At 62.4% G+C, this 16,374-nt stretch carries 16 protein-coding genes; 10 read left to right on the top strand and 6 right to left on the bottom strand.

The genetic code is table 11. The features are described from left to right. Positions 1-749 precede the first annotated feature (749 nt). From QRN25_RS09265 to QRN25_RS09280, 4 genes are all read left to right on the top strand, one after another. The gene (locus tag QRN25_RS09265; protein ID WP_285019012.1) at positions 750-1,301 is read left to right on the top strand and encodes an RNA polymerase sigma factor; all 552 of its coding nucleotides are present in this window, start codon (positions 750-752) and stop codon (positions 1,299-1,301) included. Further along, entirely contained in the window at positions 1,298-2,317 is a 1,020-nt protein-coding gene (locus QRN25_RS09270; RefSeq protein WP_285019014.1) for a FecR family protein, read from the top strand. The genes QRN25_RS09265 and QRN25_RS09270 overlap by 4 nt, the downstream gene beginning before the upstream one ends. 154 nt (positions 2,318-2,471) lie before the next feature. Continuing rightward, on the top strand, positions 2,472-4,952 hold the full coding sequence (locus QRN25_RS09275) for a TonB-dependent receptor plug domain-containing protein (RefSeq protein WP_285019017.1): 2,481 nt from the start codon (positions 2,472-2,474) through the stop codon (positions 4,950-4,952). Between the two features lie 47 nt (positions 4,953-4,999). Next, positions 5,000-7,033 (top strand): Atxe2 family lasso peptide isopeptidase, encoded by a 2,034-nt coding sequence (locus QRN25_RS09280; protein WP_285019019.1) that lies wholly within the window; start codon positions 5,000-5,002, stop codon positions 7,031-7,033. Here QRN25_RS09280 and QRN25_RS09285 read toward each other — a convergent pair. The 6 genes from QRN25_RS09285 to QRN25_RS09310 all read right to left on the bottom strand — a co-directional run bounded on the left by QRN25_RS09285 (position 7,021) and on the right by QRN25_RS09310 (position 11,384). Beyond that, positions 7,021-8,718, bottom strand: a complete 1,698-nt coding sequence (locus QRN25_RS09285) for an asparagine synthase-related protein (protein WP_285019021.1) — start codon at positions 8,716-8,718, stop codon at positions 7,021-7,023. The two genes, QRN25_RS09280 and QRN25_RS09285, sit on opposite strands and share 13 nt — an antisense overlap. Beyond that, the gene (locus QRN25_RS09290; protein ID WP_285019024.1) at positions 8,715-9,401 is read right to left on the bottom strand and encodes a lasso peptide biosynthesis B2 protein; all 687 of its coding nucleotides are present in this window, start codon (positions 9,399-9,401) and stop codon (positions 8,715-8,717) included. The genes QRN25_RS09285 and QRN25_RS09290 overlap by 4 nt, the downstream gene beginning before the upstream one ends. A gap of 61 nt (positions 9,402-9,462) precedes the next feature. Further along, positions 9,463-9,597, bottom strand: a complete 135-nt coding sequence (locus tag QRN25_RS09295; protein ID WP_285019028.1) for a benenodin family lasso peptide — start codon at positions 9,595-9,597, stop codon at positions 9,463-9,465. A 159-nt stretch (positions 9,598-9,756) separates the two neighbouring features. Next, on the bottom strand, positions 9,757-10,392 hold the full coding sequence (locus QRN25_RS09300) for a GntR family transcriptional regulator (protein WP_285019030.1): 636 nt from the start codon (positions 10,390-10,392) through the stop codon (positions 9,757-9,759). A 6-nt stretch (positions 10,393-10,398) separates the two neighbouring features. After that, complete coding sequence (locus QRN25_RS09305) at positions 10,399-10,821, bottom strand: helix-turn-helix domain-containing protein (RefSeq protein WP_285019032.1); 423 nt, start codon at positions 10,819-10,821, stop codon at positions 10,399-10,401. 140 nt (positions 10,822-10,961) lie between these two features. After that, complete coding sequence (locus tag QRN25_RS09310; protein WP_285019034.1) at positions 10,962-11,384, bottom strand: hypothetical protein; 423 nt, start codon at positions 11,382-11,384, stop codon at positions 10,962-10,964. Positions 11,385-11,850: 466 nt separating this feature from the next. Here QRN25_RS09310 and QRN25_RS09315 point away from each other — a divergent pair, with 466 nt between their 5' ends. From QRN25_RS09315 to QRN25_RS09340, 6 genes are all read left to right on the top strand, one after another. Beyond that, on the top strand, positions 11,851-12,639 hold the full coding sequence (locus QRN25_RS09315) for a DsbC family protein (protein WP_285019206.1): 789 nt from the start codon (positions 11,851-11,853) through the stop codon (positions 12,637-12,639). Positions 12,640-12,835: 196 nt separating this feature from the next. Then, positions 12,836-13,150: a hypothetical protein gene (locus tag QRN25_RS09320; protein WP_207081237.1), complete on the top strand. Its 315-nt coding sequence runs from the start codon at positions 12,836-12,838 to the stop codon at positions 13,148-13,150. Positions 13,151-13,282: 132 nt separating this feature from the next. Further along, positions 13,283-13,549, top strand: coding sequence for a type IV conjugative transfer system protein TraL (locus QRN25_RS09325; protein WP_008827576.1), 267 nt, complete (start codon positions 13,283-13,285; stop codon positions 13,547-13,549). Positions 13,550-13,554: 5 nt separating this feature from the next. Beyond that, the gene (locus QRN25_RS09330; RefSeq protein ID WP_285019039.1) at positions 13,555-14,190 is read left to right on the top strand and encodes a TraE/TraK family type IV conjugative transfer system protein; all 636 of its coding nucleotides are present in this window, start codon (positions 13,555-13,557) and stop codon (positions 14,188-14,190) included. 46 nt (positions 14,191-14,236) lie between these two features. Continuing rightward, positions 14,237-15,013: a type-F conjugative transfer system secretin TraK gene (locus QRN25_RS09335; RefSeq protein ID WP_285019041.1), complete on the top strand. Its 777-nt coding sequence runs from the start codon at positions 14,237-14,239 to the stop codon at positions 15,011-15,013. After that, positions 15,010-16,359 (top strand): TraB/VirB10 family protein, encoded by a 1,350-nt coding sequence (locus tag QRN25_RS09340; RefSeq protein ID WP_285019045.1) that lies wholly within the window; start codon positions 15,010-15,012, stop codon positions 16,357-16,359. The genes QRN25_RS09335 and QRN25_RS09340 overlap by 4 nt, the downstream gene beginning before the upstream one ends. Positions 16,360-16,374: the final 15 nt, after the last annotated feature.

Below are 16,374 nucleotides of genomic sequence, written 5' to 3' on the forward strand. Positions count from 1 at the left end.
GGAGCTCAAGTGGAAGAGAGGCCTGCCATGTCGCCGACAGTGAGCGAGGGGTACATAACAATTCGGCGTCCGCAATCACCGCTTTACCCTCCGAAGCGGACTGTCGCGAATATCCCAAAGGCGGCCGTTTTTTACTGAATTTCGCGAATGCGCGGTTTCGGAAATGAAAACCGCAGTGCCAAGCGGTCGAGAAAGGGCGCCCTTCCGGCGAGTCTCGTACTGAAATCGCGAAATAACCCCCGCTTTCAGCTGACTTTTGTCCTTGGCCCCATCAAACTTGGTCACCCAACCCCGTCAACAAGGCGCACACAATTCTCACCTCGTTGGCCCGGGACCAGGAAGAGGTCACCTGCATATCATACCCCGGGCCAAGCGACCCCCTCGACGCGAAACGGTGTTCGATACATACCGTGTCAATTCCCGCTTGCCTCCTTGCCCCTTCCATGTGCAAATGGACCTGCTCCCGTGAAAGCCGGGAGCGGGGCGTGGAAACCTCAATCCTGTCGAAACTCGGTCGGGTTTACGGCCGGGTGGCATGTGCGTATGTCCAACCGGCAACGGTAAAGGCGCATGCGCCTGACCGACAGGCAGGTTTCCAACATCCGGCTTCGGCCGTCGCCCCGAGTGGACATAGGTGCGACGGATGGGGCCTCGACGACAATCAGGTGTGAGTAGAATGCCGGCAGGCGGGTTAGTGCGTTGCGCTCCGCTTTCACCGTGCTTTGATGGTACGCGCCATGGTGGCTACCATGGCCAATGACATCCACGCCGACAGCGACACCACGGATCGGATCGATCGCGCGACGACAGACGAATTCGCGCGCTTCTATCGCGAAGAACGTCGATGGCTGGTCCGCTATTTCCAGCGTAACTCAGTTTGCCGCGCAGAAGCCGATGAACTCGCGCAGGAAACCTTTCTCCGCTTCCTCAGGAGCGGCGCCGCAACGATCCTCCGAACCCCGCAAGCCTATTTGCGTCGCATCGCGATCAACCTGCTACGAGACCATGCGGATTTATCCTCAAGCCGTGTAAGCACACTCAAGAGCCCGCTCTCCGAGGCAGCCGAGCTTCCCACTCCTTTCGATCCGCTTCGTGTCCTTGAGGCGCGAACGGACGTCGCGGTTATTACAAGTGTACTTGAGATGCTCGATCCGCTCGATCGGGAAATGTTTTTGCTCAACCGCGTGGAGGGCTGTAGTTTTCGCGAGATCGGACGAACGAAGGGGCTCAGCGAATGGGCCGTCAAACGTAGGGTCTTCAAGACGCTGGACCATCTGATGGAGTGCATGGAAGGCCGATGACCCAGACTGATCCCCCGCTTACCATCAAGCAGCAGGCCCGGCGCTGGGTGCTGGAAAGTCAGGAAAGCCCGGCATTGCACGCCGCGGCGATGCGCTGGTGTGCCCAGGACCCGGAGCACCGCCGGGAATTCGACATCGTGGAAGCCGCACTGGCAGGCACGATTGACCCCGCAGCCAGAACCGTACGTGCGCGGCAGAAGCATCGGCGTGCCAAACTGCTGAGCCGGGTTGCGATCGCGGCCTCTGTAGCGGCCATCCTCCTTTTCGGGGCGCACATCGTTTCGGGACAGAACCTGCGCCGACATGCGGATACCGGGCCGCTTGCCTCGTCTGCGCCCCGGAGCGGCGACGGCCCGCTCGTTCTCACCACGAGGACAGGCGAAGTTCGACAGGTCGCACTGGCAGACGGATCAATCGTGACGCTCGATTCCGATAGCCGACTGACGGTTTCGTTCCGCAGTGACCGACGTGATATCACGCTCGATCATGGCCGGGCCATTTTCTCCGTTGCCCATGATCGCTCCCGCCCATTTATCGTTGCAACGGAAGAAGGTACGACTACCGCGCTCGGCACCCGGTTCAGTGTCGAACGACGCAGCCGCTGCCAGATGGACGTTGTCCTGTATACGGGACATGTCGCCGTCACACCCCCGTGCCAAGGGACAACGAAGGACACCGCCGGGACAACGCGCTATCTTAATCCCGGACAGCGAATTCGCTATTCCGCAGCCATCTTGCAAAGCGGGACGGCTACCGTAGAGCCGGCACCGGTCAATGACGAGCAGTGGATCACCGGCGTGAAAAGCTATGACAATGAAACCATTGGCGCCATCCTTGCAGAGGTTAACCTCTATTCGAACGTCAAGCTGATCGCAGCTTCGCCCGATGTCGCCGAGATGCGCGTCAGCGCGGAACTGCACATCCGTAATCCGCAGAGCGTCGCCAAACATCTTTCCCGCGCTCTGGGACTGAAGCTGGAGTCTCGAGGAGCAGAACGCATAATTCTCAAGAAATGACGTCGGCGCCGCTCGCTGCGAAATTTCTCCCGTCTAGCTCCACATGGCCGCCATTGGGTGCGCCATCTGGACAATGGGGGATAGAATGCGAGCGCTTCGTTGCAGCTTTCTTGTAGGTGTCGGTTCTTGCGCGTTGGCAACTGGCGTGCCCGTGATGGCTCAAGCCGATCGGGCGGTGGCTTTAGACCTGCCCGCTCAATCCTTGACGGAGACGCTGCGAGCAATCGCTCGCCTGAGCGGCCTTGAATTTTCGGCACCGGCCGATCCGCTACAGGACAAATTCGCCAAGCCACTGAAAGGGCGCTTCCTACCGGTCGATGCCGCGAAGCGAGTGCTGCACGGTACGCGGCTGACGGCAGAAGTGATCGATGGAGCGCTCATCATACGCGCCATTGGCAGCCCGGCGCTGGCGGGAAACGACGATGAGATCGTCGTCACGGGAACGCATATCAAGTCGCAGGACAGTGCGTCACCGACCATCAGGCTGCAGGCCTCGGACATCCGTTCGGCTGGGCAGGTCGATCTCGGCGAGGCGATACGTGCCCTGCCGCAGAACTTCAGCGGTGGGCAGAACCCCGGTGTATCGCCCGGCGCCAATGGCATCGCCAATCAGAACATGGATGCGAGTTCGATGCCGAACCTGCGCGGCCTGGGCGGAGACGCGACGCTGGTACTGCTGAACGGACATCGCCTGTCATACGGGTCATTCGTCCAGGCCGTCGACATAAGCGCGGTGCCGCTGGCGGGGGTCGAGAGGATCGATGTCGTCGCCGATGGCGCATCGGCGATCTACGGCTCGGACGCGGTCGGCGGCGTGATAAACGTCGTTCTCAAGCGGGATTACGACGGCGCAAATCTGACCACCACGGTGGGCGGAGCGACCGATGGCGGCGATTTCACGAAGCAGTTTTCCGGCGTCGCAGGCAAAACCTGGGCGAGCGGCGGCGTGACACTGGCCTACAGCCATCAGGCCAACAGCGCCATTTACTCGGATGATCGCGAGTATACGGCAGACATGCCCAATGGCGGGACGCTCTATCCCCGCGTCAACCAGGACAGCATCGTCGCCAGCGCGCATCAGGCTATTTCCTCGACGGCGGAGTTTTCCATCGACGCCGCATACAGCAACCGGCAATCCTTCATGTCGCAGGTCACTGACTACGGCGTGGCCTATCAGAACCGGCCCGATGTGACCTCCTATTCCGCGACCCCGTCTGTTCGTATCGACCTCGGGGCCGGATGGGATGCCCATGCCTCGGTCACATACGGCAAAAGCAAGCTGAACTACGATCAGACCACGCTCTTAAATGACGATGTCGCCTCCCGGTCTACCGGCTACTACAAAAACGAGGTCGTCAACCCGGAAGGGTATGTCGCCGGAGCTATCACCGGTTTCGGTCCTCACGCTGTCGATGTCGTAGTAGGCGCAGGCTATCGGTATAATAGCTACGACTATTCGCCCTCGTCCGCCCAATTTCGGTATGGCGGCACGATCGACAGCTATTACGGGTTCTCGGAATTCAGGATGCCGGTCCTTTTGCCAGTCGACGCATCCCCATTGGGCGAACGATTGATCCTGAGTGCAGCGCTGCGCTACGAACACTATCCTCACATGGCTTCCGTTGCGGTGCCCAAGCTTGGCCTCATTTATGGCCCTTCCTCCGATTTCAGCGTCAAGCTGAGTTGGGGCAAGTCGTTCAAGGCACCCACGCTCAGCCAGCGTTATCAATACCGCAGCGCCTACCTCGATCCGACCAGCTATATGGGAGGCGAACGCTTTCCGGCGGGATCTACCGTCCTTACCGACTACGGCGGCAATAGCGACCTCAAGCCGGAACATGCCAACACATGGTCAGCAACCATAGACATCCACCCTCGCCTTATTGACCAGCTTCGCGCTTCCATCGGCTATTTCCACATCGGATATCGCGACCGCATCATCCAGCCAGTCTCCGGCGCCGCCATGTTCACTGCGCTCAGCGATCCGGCATATGATCCCGCCGTCAACTACTCGCCTACCCTCGCCGACATCGAAGACGTCTTGTCCAATGCCTTGGATTTCTACAACTTCGCGGGAGAGTACGATCCTGCCAAGATCGTTGCGATCATCAACAGTCGATATACGAACGCCGCGCATCAAACGATTGAAGGCGTAGATCTCGCCGTCGATTTCCGACTGCCTGTCAACGGCACGTCGGCGGTGACGTTTGCAGCAAGTGGTGCCTGGCTATGGTCCAACCAGAACTTCACCGGGGATTCTGCAAATATCGCGCTCGCGGGCACGGTCTTCAATCCGCCGCGCTTTCGGGCGCGGGGAAGCGTGACCTGGTCTGACCGGAGACTGACCGTCGGTGCCTACGTCAGCCATCAATCCGGGCTTTCCGACAACAGGCAGAATCCGGCGGCGTGGGTCGCTGCGCTGACCACGCTCGACTTCTCCGCAGGATACAAGATTCCGCGAGGACGAGGTCCACTGGGCGGGCTTGGATTTCAGGTCAATGTTCAGAACGCCTTCGACAGGCATCCGCCATACGCGGCACCGAGCGGCGGCTACACCTATTACGTCAAATACGATTCGACCAATGCCTCACCGGTCGGACGCTTCGTCAGCTTGACGATTTCCAAGGACTGGTAAGGCTCTGCAGCGGCGAGCGCCGCTGCGGTTCTCGATTGGACTCTCCCATGAACCTGCAAGCAATCGCGCGCTTCGGCTGCGCTCTCATGGTGTGCGCCGGTGCTCCGGCGCAGGCAAAATCGCGCGAGGTCGCGCCCTGCACTTTGGCTCTCGATTCCCCGAACCCCGCAACGGGTCGCACCGTTACTGCGCAAGACCTTCTTGATCTGCGGGATTTCGGCGCCATTGGCCTGGGCAGCGCACCGGCCCCCTTCAGCCTGTCGGCGAAGGGCAATACGGCTGCATTGCAACTTCGCCAGGCTGACGCCGCGAATGATCGGTATTGCACAGCGATCGTGCTCGTTGAGCTGGATGCCCCTTACTCTCCTACGGTGATCGATACCGGAGGCGAGATCGTCGCCGCCAGCTCAACCCGCTACGGAATGACCGATCTTCCGCTGGGCATCCCGAAGCCGGCACTGCTTCGATGGTCGCCCGATGGCAGACGGCTCGCCTACACCAAAACCTTCACCGACCGTTCCGAGATCTGGATTTACGATCGCGTGGACCGGCGCTCCAACCGCGTGCTGACGAGCGCGGTGGACATTCTCGAAATGGCCCTGTCTGACGACGGACGGCGTCTGCTCTATTCCAGCCAGCCTGGATTGGTAGCCGCCCGGTCCGCAATCGCTGCGGAAGGCAAGGATGGCTATCGCTACGACGAGCGGTTCTGGCCATTATCAGCCGACAGACCGATGCCCCCTTCGGACATTCCGGTCATCGACAGTGCCTGGGATATCGAAAGCGGCGGAGCGGCCGCGTTGTCGCAGCAGGATGCGCGAACGCTCCATCCATCGCGCATCTGGCCCAATGGTGCTCTCGCGGCTGCGATCGCCAAGGAAGGCGGGCTCGTTGCCTGGATCGTGCCGCGCAGTGACGCGCTCGACGTCGTGACCGAGATCAAGTTCAAATCTCACGCAACCGCAGAGAGCATTTGCCCCTTTGCAGCCTGCACGGCTGTCACCGGTCTGTGGTGGGCATCGGACTGGAAGCGGCTTATCTTCCAGCGACGCTCGGGGCCAGCGGACAGCCGTACGGAATTCTACTCGTGGGGGCTTGGCAAAGAGGCACCTGTACGCCTGCTGGAAACGTCGGACGCGCTATTCGGATGCGCTTCGAGGGGTGCGGACCTCGTTTGCGCGCAGGAGACGTCCAGCCGGCCGCGAACAGTGGTCGAACTGGACACGAGTACGGGCAAGCGCCGCGATGTGTTCGACCCGAACCCGGCGTTTTCGTCGCTGCGATTGGGTAGTATCCAGAGGCGCACTTGGCAGAATGCCTTCGGGCTGACGACATTCGCCGATGTCGTCCTGCCTCCGGGCTGGAAGCCGGGAACACGCCTTCCTCTTGTCATCGTCCAGTATGAATCGCGTGGATTCCTGCGCGGCGGCACCGGCGACGAATACCCGATCCAGGCGATGGCCGGGCAAGGCCTCGCCGTGCTCAGCTTCAACAGGCCGACGTGGTTCGGGCTGACGAGCCATCCAAGAACGGACGACGAGTTCTACGCCCGCAACAACGAGAATTTTGCAGATCGCAGAAGCAATCTTTCTTCGCTCGAGCGGGTAATCGCCCAGCTGGACCGGGAGGGCATCATCGATCCAAACAGGATCGCCATCACCGGGCAGAGCGACGGCGCGGTGACGGCGACCTTTGCCCTTGCCAATTCGTCGCTGTTCTCGGCTGCTATCCTCAGCACGTGCTGCGAGAGCGAGCCTGCGCAGGAAGCCAGCGGACCGGCACTCGACGAATTCTATGTCGCGATGGGTTACCCCGGGACGCGCGATGCCGCGCCAGGGTTCTGGCGCACAAATTCCATAGTCGATGCGCCGGATGCAAGAAAGGTGCCCATCCTTGTCCAGGCCGCATCGAGCGAGTTCAGGATGGGTCTTGCGACATACCGCGATCTTCACCGCAGAGGGTGGCCGATCGAGATGTACGTGTACCCGGATGAGGGGCATGTGAAACTGCACCCGGCCCATCGATCCGCGGTGTACAATCGCAATCTCGCCTGGCTCAGAGAGCGCCTTCAGCACCAGTGACGGCACCACATCTCCACCTCATGAAGATGGAGGGTTCGTATGGCGTGGACTTCGTTGCTCCCATTCCCGCCCATAACCGAACCTACGGTTTCCACGTCAATGAGGCCCTGGCTCGCCAGCGCCCCGTTCTTCAGATCCTCCAGTATAGCGGCGCGATTGAGATCGACGATCTGATATACCAGACCGTCAAAAGCCCCCTTGAGCTTGCGCTCCAGGATTTCGGCCGGGAGGTGAACTTTCATGGCGGCGCGCGCGACGGCGCGATCGCGCCCCCCCTCGAACCAGAACCAGGTCGGAAGAGACAGGCACAATTCGACGAGTGGCTGCGAAAGCAAAGGATAGATTGTCGGCAAAGCGCCCTCGATATGGAGGTGATCAGTGCCCGCCGTCGCACGCGCGATATTCCTGATAAGTTGCTTTTGCGCTGGCCAAAGTGGGGTTTCCGTATCGAGCCAAGGATGCAATCTGTCGTCACGCATGTCGATCGTCTTGCGCGACAACAGTTCGGTGGCGCCCGGCCAAGTCTTGCCAGGCAACCGGCCCGACACAGCCGCCAATGCCTGCCGCAGGACCGAGGGCAGCGAGGCGCCGGTCGCGCCGCATATGTCGGTCGCGGTGCGCGGGAGATGTCGGGTTAGTCCTTCATGCAAATACCGATCAGCCAGAGGGTAGGCCGAATGGAGTTTCCCGAACACGTTGTCTCCGCCCCCACCGTTGAAGTGCGCGGCGGTGCCAAGCGCTTCGCCGTGCATCTCGGCATGCCGGTCGAATACCTGGGTAAAGGCCCGGGCTGATGGGCGCGGACGCGCGGCCGAGAGGTTTCGGCGCACCTGTGCATGCCGGGGATCGCAAAACTCGGCGTGAAGTTTGAGGCCCAGGTGCTTTGCAACTTGCCCGGCATAGCTCCGCTCATCCGCCAGAGGGGATCGCGCAAAATACACCAGAAGGTCGATCGGTCCCGATTGCGCTGCCAGCGCGGCGATCGACGAAGAATCGAAGCCGCCGGACACGGCGACAAGTGGACGCGGGTAGCGTGCGCTCCACACCGCGACTGCCTGTGCAAATGTCGTCTCGATAAGGCTGGCAGCATCGCCGAAACGGATTTCCAGGTTGCGCCCCGCGTAATCCGCCGGTTTCCAGATGAGTTCCCGGCGCACACCATCTCGCCCTACACGCACGAGTTCGCCCGGAAGGACCTCCGTGATGCCGTCCAAGCAGGTCGTGCTTTGACGCCGATCGGGGGCAAGGAGGTGATTTGCGATGCTTGACCAGTCGATCGTCGGTCGGATGCCCAACTGCGTGCATATAGACACCGCATCCGTCGCGATCGAGACACGTCTCTCGGAGTGACCGTAGTAGCACGGAACCATGCCCGATGGATCGCGATAGATTGCCAGTTCGCCCGTCTTCGGATTACGGGCAAGACCGACGTATCGCCCCCAATAGGCGCCGGCGAAGGCGGCCAGGAAATCAAGCGGATCGCTGCCGCTGCCTTCGAACGCAGCGACAGTCGGGCTCCGTGCAGCGGGAAATACATCGCCGATGATGACGACGTCACCATGGCACAGGAGCTGGATTTTCAGGTCCGCACTATGCACCAGCCTCCGGCTAAGGGTATGTCCGGGAGACCCATCCTGATCCGGGGCGGCAGTGAGATCCGCCAGGATCGAGAACGCCGTGTTCATGGCGATGTCAGGATAGGGCGGAAGCCCGTCACGACGTCCAGTCCCTGACCCAGCACGACCTTGTCCAACTGGACCCAGCAGTGCGCCTGGAACGGGTCGGCCTGGACGCCGAAAACGATCTTCGAGCAAGCGGTGTGCCGCGAGGCAAGGCGTTGTAACGCCAGTGCATCAGGCAGGCAACGTGATGTGCGAGGGAAGAGCAGTGAAGCACGGCTGAATGCCGAGAGGCAGATCATCAGACCTGGGGGAAAGGTACGCGGAATGCGCGCCGTACCTTGCGCTCGATATTGCGCTCGCGCGTTCGCGATCTTCAGCAGGAAACGCAGACTGCGCCGCCGCATGCTCCAGTGAAAGAAGGAGAGCCAGACGAGCGCACGGGCATAATCGAGGACGAAGCGAACTCCGATTTCGACGGGCGCCTCCGTGCCGACGATGGCGCGTTCAGCCAGCCGGCGATCATGGCCATGACGGAGACCGGCGGTTTCCGAAACGCCAAACAGACCGGATTTCGTCAACGCCTCGGTTTGCGAGAATGTGAGCTCGAATCCTTCGAGCCACCTGCGGACCAATCCCGTAAGCTCCGGCTTGAGCTCGAAATAACGATCGCGGTCGATGTCGAGGGCAAGGGCACGATCCTGATAATCGCAAAGGCCCACTCCGGCGCGAAGATCAACGAACGGCATTGTCTTCCTCCCCAAAGAAAAGCCTGGCCCGCGGCGGCGCCGCGAGCCAGGCCATCTATGCTCAGTCGTCGAGCATGCCGATCAGGGACTGGCCTTGCGGATTGTCGATCCGCCGGTCCCCGGACCCGTGAGTGACCTCGCTGGCGACTCCCAGTTCGATCACACCGTTGTCGGCGGCTTCATGTTCGCGTTCCATATTTGCCTCCTTCTGTTTGCCACTCGGTTCGTGGCCCACAAAGGCTATGGCTGGGAGCTGATATATTCAGCACCATACGCTTTCAGCATGAAAGTACTCTCGCCGCGCTCTATTGTGATCCAGGTTTTACTACCCTGCCGACGATCTTACTGACGCAAATCAGGAGGGTACGGATTTCCGGGCTGCTTCGCATAGTCCTCTGACGGCACGAATTCGCCGGCGGTGATAGTTCCACAAGGCCTCGCGAAGAGCTCGTCCGGTTCCGGATCTCGCCAATGTATTGGCGGCAAGCAATTCATCACCGCAGTCGGACCATCGCTCCGTCTCGACGAGTCGTACCACCCGAAGCCGCTCACCGGCGTTTTTGACGGCGGCGGCAAGTTCGTTCGATCCCGAGCTCTCCGCGATACGCAGAAACAGGGCTTCGGTGCTTTCGACGATCCGGGCGGGCGCGCTACAGTCGATGGCAGAAGCTCTGAGGACTGCCGGATCATCGAGCCGCCTGGATTTCCGGGCCTTGACGGCCATGCGGATTAAATGTCCGTGCCATGTGTAACATTCGCGCAAGGCCGCCTCGCTCCAGCCCATGACGCGAAATCCGCGATGCTCGCCCATCGCGAGCAGCCCCTCTCCGTAGAGCCGGTGCAGCGCATCGCGAACGGGCGAGATACTGGTTCCCATGTCTGCTGCCAGCTGCGTCACCGACAGTTCGCGACCCGCGAGGTAGCTGCGGGAAAGCAGAACCTGCTTGAGCTGAACGTAAACCGCTTCATGCTGGCGGGCTCCCGGCGACATCGTCGTTCAGTCACCCTCCCGGTTACCGGGGAGATGATCGGCATCGCGGGCGAGGAGTTGAAACGAAAGCATGTCGATATTGTGCCGGGCGATCGCATCGATGCACACGGTTTCGATTTTCGAGATATCCCCTTCGAGCAGGCCGTGCGGAAATACCCGCTGGTGTTCCATGAAAAGCAGCGGAATGATGAGATGCCCGGTCGAAAGTCCCAGTGCATGCGCGCAGCGGAAGTGGTCGTCGAGCCGGGATTTGGGGTTGCCGGCCTCGATCTCGCGCAGCCAGCGCGCGCCGATCCCGACCTGCGCGGCAAACCGCTCCTGGGTGATCTTCTCGGTTCGTCGTTTCATTTCGATGCGCCTCCCCGACATCTGCTTGATCGCCTCGAGTACGGAAGGATCGCGTGCGTTGGGTATCGCCCGAAGCGGCATGACCAGGTCTCCCTTGCCAATGGCTCAAGCTCCCACGCGCAGCCCGTATGAGAAGGATGTTGTTGATAACGCCAAGGGTCAAACAATAATGCTTTCATGATGAAAGTATTTAATCCGAAATCGAAGATCTCATCGTCGCTTTACCGCGCTCTTTTTGCCGGAACGATCGCCGAGGCACTTTCGTAGATCGCCTGCAACTCGGCATCATCCAGGCTCAGGAGTAGGCTGAGCCCCGCATTGTAAAGACGCCATGTCGCAACCGGACGGCCGTATTGCCCACTCTCGGCAAGACGCTTGCCTGTACGTTCCACAAGTTCGGCAAGCCGGGTTGTCGCCCCGACAAAACGCCTTGATGTACCGCCCAGCACTTCACAATCGGGCGATTCCAGTTCGGCCGCGATATCGGCCGGATCGCTGGAATCGACTATGCTCATGGCGACGTAAAGCGTCAGTCCGTATGGAATGAACTCGCGCGTCAGGCGCGCAAGCCGGCAGTGGCAGGCAAGAAACGCATCGACGCCTTTCCCGGAGAGTTGCAGCTTGTAGCTCCTGGACGTCCTCACACCGTCACTCCCTCGCCTGATTCGGTCACGAAGCAATGCGCCTCGGCCAGCGCTTCCACAGACAAGACGGCAAAAACAGCCGAAGAAAGCACCATATCCGGCAATGGGCTGCCGATTGCGGTACTGTATTTCCGATCCGGTATCTCAGTGCCCTGCCCATTGCAGCGGCGAATTGCTCGCATCATCCTTCATCCATCCGATCATCATGGTGACGGCGAGCGCAGCCCTTATCCACGCTCCCAGCCCGAACCGCATGACAAAACCCGTCGCGCTACCGCTGCGCGCCGGAAGAAGGAGGCATGTGTCAATGTTCCACGATCCTCGTGAATTGGCGATGACTGCCAGAATGCATCTTGGGGCAACCGGACAAGCCGCAAGGCGGCGGGAAGAATCGACCGCGTCCTCAGCGTGGCCGAAGCGGCCTGCCTTGTTTCTTGGCGCGGCTGGGGCAGCGGCGCTGGCTTTCATGTCGTCTGCCTCCGCCCATGCCGGTGAACCGGATCAGATGACGGGCCAATCCGAAGGTGCAGCTACAGCTCAGACGGAGGCCGAGCAGCTCGGCGGTGCACAGGCTGAAGCCGAGCGGCAGCTCCACCAGACCTTCACCAACCTGCGCTTCGAGGACTTCGGCCCCGCGCCGGTCAAGGGGCCGATCTACGAAGCCTCCGCGGGCGGCAAGATCATCTATTTCGCGCCCCAAAGCGAACACCTGCTGTTCGCCACGGTCTACGATCGCAATGGCGTCAACCTGACGGCGCTCGCCCAGGAACAAGGCGCGAGCCGGCGGCTGAAGGCGATCGATCCTGCCAAGGCGCTGGCGATCGGGCCGGTCGATGCGCCGACGGTGATCGAATTCACCGATCCCGATTGCCCCTACTGCCAGGCGCTCGACCGCTACTGGAACGCCAAGCTTGCCGAAGGCAAGCCGGTCCGGCGGCTCATCTTCTTCGTCAGCGGTATTCATCCGGCCGCTGCCGCCAAGGCGGAGCATATCCTGTGCTCGCCCGATCGCGAGGCCGCCTTCAAGGCCGCCTATTTGGGCCAGACTCCGCCGGTTCTGCGCCAATGCGCGGCCGGCCGCGACAAGGTCGCCGCCGATGCCGAACTGGTCGCCAGGGTGGGTGTCTCGGGAACGCCGACCCTCATCGCGGACGGCAAGCTCATCTCGGGCTTCCAGCAGGCCGAGCTCGAGGCGTTCCTCGACCGGCACGCGAAGCCCGCGCTGGCGAAGGTCGCGACCGATGCGCCGCGCTGAGTTCACACGCATCGCAGCGCGAAGCGACGTTCTCTTTTCCGGAGGGCATCCAATCCGGCCGATCCCGGCCCGGCGGATGAACCAGGATGCCGGCGGCGGCGGGCTCATGGAGCCGTCCACCGACGCCCCGGCCGACACCGATCCTCGTCGATGCCGGCAGGCGAATGTCCGGACGGCTCCTCTTTGGAGCAATGCCATGATGCGTACATTCGGTAAAAAGGCTCTCGCGGCTGCGAATATCGGCCTCCCTTTGGGCGTGATGGCCCTGATCGCCGGCCCGGCCCATGCCTTCTCGGCACCGGCCCAGGGCGATCTCGGCTACGACATCTACGATATCGTCGTGAACAAGGGCGTGAAGGGGCCGCTGGGCTTCGTGGGCGGCGTCGCCGCCTTCCTGTTCGGCGTCTCGCGCCTCTTCTCGAACATCATGATCGGCATCCCGACCATCGTCGCGGCTGTCTGTCTGATCAAGGCGGACTCGATCCTGCAGACGTTCGGGATGGTCGTCTGAGACGCTGCGCGCGGGGTGCGCCTGGCCGACCGGCCAAGTTCGTCCCGCGCCGGTACCGTGCTGGGGGCCGATGGTCGGTCCCCGGAAACCGACACCTTCGCAAGGTGTCATGAAGCAGGAGGAGAAGGGCACATGGACGAGCGCCTTCCGCAATATCTGCATCGGCCGGTCCAGATCCTGTGGTTCGGATCGGACGAGTTCCTGCTCGCGACCTCGAGCGTTTTCGTGGCCGCGATCGTGGGCGGATTTGTCGGCTGGGCGCTCATCGCCGCCCTTCTCCTTTTCATCCCGTGGAAGCGGAGCAAGCCCAGGGGCTACCTGTCCCACCTCGCCTGGCGCTGGGGCCTGGTTTCCTTCCCCCACTATCCGGGTCCGACGCAGACCCGCTTCTTCGAGTAGGCGCGATGGGTATCCTTTCACGCAAGCGAACGGTCGAAGATCCACTACTGGGCAAACCGGCAAGTTTCGGCATCCATCGCTATCTGCAGGGCTCGGCCAACCTCTTCGACGAGAACCGGCTGCTCAAGGTCGCGGTGGCCGGCTTGTTCGGCGTCACGGTGGTGCTGGGAGCGGTCATCTACACGACCAACCAGAACGCGCGCACCGTGGTCGTGCCCTTCGGCGCTACCGGCGATCTCTACGTCTCGGGCAGCAAGCCGTCCGAAGCCTACCTGGTCGCGATGACGCGCAACATCGTCGCGCTGTCGGGAACCTGGTCGGCCTATTCGGCCGATCGCCAGTTCCAGGAGCTGCTGGGGCTGGTCCATCCGTCCGCCTACGGCGCGATGCGCGACAGCCTGAACGGCGTGCTCGACGAACTGGCCGATAATCCGACGCTGTCGATCGCCACTTACATCCGGGGTGACCAGCCTGTGCGCTGGACGCCCCATGAGATCCTCGTGCCGGTGGAGAAGGTCCGCGTCATCGGCGGGGTGATCCGCAAATTCCGGGGCATTCTGCGGATCGGTTACCGGATCGAGAATGGCCGCTTCTGGCTGACCCGTCTTTCCGAGGAACAGTTCGATGCCGAAACACGCTGACGCGATGTCACGGCGGCCAGCCATGGCCGCAGGTTCGCATAGAGACATGACGCACCTGGGCCACAGCGCGTGCTTTCGAGCAGTGCTTGCCCTGGTTTCCTCCCTCATCGTGCCCGCTCCGGCATCGGCCCAGAGCATCCAGGCACTGCCGGACCAGACCAGCCATATCCGTCTCTCCAATCGCGACATCAATCATGTCGTGTGCGAGGGCGGCGAGATCGAGGACGTCAAGTTCTCGGCGGAAAAGGGTCTCGCTGTCGAGAAGGGCGGCGCGGACGCCTGGATAAAGTTCCTGACGCGCGAGGTCGACGACGCCGGCCAGGTCACGCGGACCTATGTCACCCAGCCTGCAGAATTCTTCGTCACCTGCAACGGCGCGACGTACCCGCTCTATGGCGAGCCCGCCGAGATCCCGGCGCAGACCGTGCTGCTTGTGCCCGGCGCCCGCCAGCGCGCACAGGCCAACAGCGATCTGCTCGCCGCGCTCGCCGACGAGGACCGCGCGGTTTCGGTCACGATGGCACTCCTCGACGATCATGTCCCGGCGACCTTCAGCGAAGTCGCACCATCGGGCGTGGCGGTACGGCTTTCATCGCTGCCCGCCCTTTCGCTCACCGAGCAGCGCCGGATCGCCATCGAAGGCACCGGGCTGTCCGCCTCGGAATATCGGCTGCAGGCCGGCGCGCCCATCGTGCTCGACGAGCGCCAACTGGTCGATGCCGGGCTCGGCGAGCGAATTTTCGCGATCACCCTCGATCGTGTGCGCCTCACCGCCGGAGAAGCCGCCCGCCTCGTGGTCGTGCGCCGGGGAGCGGTTCAATGACCGGCGCGGACGACAAGGGCACGGGAACCTCTGAGCCGCGCTCGGCCTACCAGGCGCACCTGGCCGAACAGGCCGCGCGCGAAGGCGAGGATGCGCTGGCCCGTGCGGGGATTGGCGCACTCCTTGGCCTGCCCGACTGGAAGGCCAGGTGGGACCGGCTGTCCGCGAAGCAGAAGCTGCGCGCGCGGCAATTCGCGGTCGCCGTCGCAGTCGGTGCGCTCGGTTTCGCGCTCTACATGGCCTCGGGGCGCAAGGAAGAGGTGAAGACCGCCGACCCCGCCGCCTCGCTCAACATGGGCGCGGGGCTGCGCGGCGACAGCCTCGAGGTGAAGCTGCGCGGCGATCTCAAGAAAGTGCTCGACGGCCAGCAGCTGCTCGGAGACCGGGTGAGCGCCATCGAGGAAGGCAAGGTGGTTCCCGGCAGCAAATCGGCTGCGGGTAACCAGGGCAGCGATGGCGATCTGCCGCCCGCACTCCCGGATACCGTCCCGGCCCTGCCCTATCCGCCCGAGACCGGCGACATTTCCGCTGACGCCGACAGGTTGCCCGCACCGCCGATGGGTCCCTCGGCATCCGCGGCGCCGACCGCCCCGCCGGTCGAGAAGACGGTCGGCGCGATCGGCTCGGCGACCGGCGCGGTCATAGGTACGGGCGGCCCACAGGGCACCGCCGATGCCTCGGCGTCGTCCAAAAAAAAGAATCGGACGATCTATTTACCGCCTGGTTTCATGAAGGCGCGGCTCCTGACCGGGATCGACGCGCTGGCAAGCCGGGACGCCACGAGCAATCCCGAGCCGATCATCGCAAGGGTCCAGGCGCCCGCAGTCCTGCCCAATGAGGTCAAGGCGAACCTTGCCGGCTGCTTCGTCATCGGCAACGCCACCGGCAGCCTCGCCAAGGAGCGAGTGGAAATCCAGCTCGTCTCGCTGTCCTGCGTCGATTTCGACGAGCATTCGGTGGTCGATCAGCCGGTCAAAGGCTTCTTCGTCGACACCGACGGCAAGAAGGGGCTCTCGGGGAAGGTGGTGACCCGCGCCGGCGCGACGCTCGCCCGTGCCTTCATCGCAGGCACCATCAGCGGCATTTCGCAATCGGTCGAAAGTACGTTCGGCAGCACGTCGACTTCGGCGCTGGGCTCGGTGCGCACTCTCGATGCCGCGGACGCCGCCAAGACCGGAATCGCCGGGGGCCTTTCCAAGTCGTCGGACAAACTCACCGACTTCTACCTCGATCTCGCCCGGCAGGCGGGGCCCATCGTCGAGGTCGGCGCCGCCAAGGACGTCGTCGTGGTGATCCAGGAGGGCGTGACCCTCGAGATCAAGCCCGGCACCGCCGCCAAATTCTGACCCTCGCCAACGGAG

Origin of the sequence: Novosphingobium sp. fls2-241-R2A-195, from assembly GCF_030209485.1 — a bacterium.
Taxonomy (GTDB): domain Bacteria; phylum Pseudomonadota; class Alphaproteobacteria; order Sphingomonadales; family Sphingomonadaceae; genus Novosphingobium; species Novosphingobium resinovorum.